This is a genomic window from Butyricicoccus sp. Marseille-Q5471 (assembly GCF_951230135.1).
Classification (GTDB): domain Bacteria; phylum Bacillota; class Clostridia; order Oscillospirales; family Butyricicoccaceae; genus Agathobaculum.
Genome location: NZ_CATNVC010000039.1, coordinates 1 through 1255, shown reverse-complemented (window position 1 = coordinate 1255; position 1255 = coordinate 1). Strand labels below are relative to the sequence as shown.

The window sequence follows — 1255 nt, the reverse complement described above, 5'->3', positions numbered from 1 at the left end:
TGTCCTGGTATAGTAAAGTTGTAACACCGCTCTCTAAAGTAGTATAGTAGAAGAAAGCAAAGGAGAGAGCCAATGGGACACTTTACCGAAGAGACAAAGAAGCGGGTAGTCCGATACCATATTCAAGATGGACGGACAATCGCCAGTTTGAGTGCCGAGTATGGGGCGTCAAAAGCAACCATCTCGAACTGGGTTCGCAGCTACCGTGAAGAATGCCAAACCAATGATGAAGCCAAGAGCGAATACGAATTGATGCAGGAGGTTCGCCGCCTGCGCAAGCAACTTGAAGAAGCTGAAAAGGAAAATCGCTTTCTAAAAAAAGCAGCGGCATTCTTCGCGAAGGAAATCGATTAGCGGCTTATCGATTCATTGCAAAGTATCAGTACGAATTCGGCATCCGCTGGATGTTACGACGCATGGACATCTACCCCAATGCGTTCTATAACTACTTAAAAGAGAAGAAGTCGGAGTATCTTGCCAGAAAAGCAGATGTTCACCATGAAATTAAGACTTTATATCATGAAACGGGTGGCATTCTGGGGCACAGAAGCATGAGAATCTTTCTGCTACGAAAAGGGATTTCCTTGAGCAAAGCCACGGTACATCGCTATATGAACAAAGAACTGCGACTGCTGTGCATCTGTCGCAGAAAACGACCTGGATATAAAAAAGGACAGCCACACAAGGTTTTTCCGAATCTTTTGAATCAGAAATTCGAGGTCGCTGCCAAAAACCAAGTCTGGTGCACAGATTTTACGTATCTTTTCATTTCAAATGGCACGGTGCGATATAACTGCACCATTATAGACCTCTACGACCGCAGCGTGGTAGCAAGCGAGACAGGAAAATGGATGACTAGTGAACTCGCCATCAAGACACTCCATAAAGCATTAGACGCCCAACGGACACGTCCGCACGGGCTTGTTCTACACTCTGACCAAGGCAGCCAATTCACATCCATGAATTTTATCCTCTGCTGTGAAGAGCATGGGATTCAGCAGAGCATGAGCCGCGCTGGTTGCCCGTACGATAACGCGCCGATGGAACGTTACTACAACAGCCTGAAAGCAGAACTGATAGAACGCTTTCATTTCCACACGGATGAGCAACTCGACTACGCTGTTGCCGAGTATGCATATCTCTGGTACAACCAGATTCGGCCGCACTCTTATAACAACTATCTGACACCCCTGGAGGCACGAAATTCGTTAGACTAAATTAGACAGTGGTGTTACAAAAATGCTTGACCAGGACA

The 1255-nt window shown here is 46.3% G+C and carries 1 protein-coding gene; it reads left to right on the top strand.

Going from position 1 to position 1255, the window contains the following annotated elements; genetic code table 11:
- Positions 1-72 precede the first annotated feature (72 nt).
- A protein-coding gene (locus tag QOX26_RS14285; protein WP_283675635.1) for an IS3 family transposase occupies positions 73-1217 on the top strand; the annotation gives its coding sequence in 2 pieces (ribosomal slippage) (positions 73-312 and positions 315-1217; 1143 coding nt in all).
- The last annotated feature ends 38 nt before the right edge of the window (positions 1218-1255 follow it).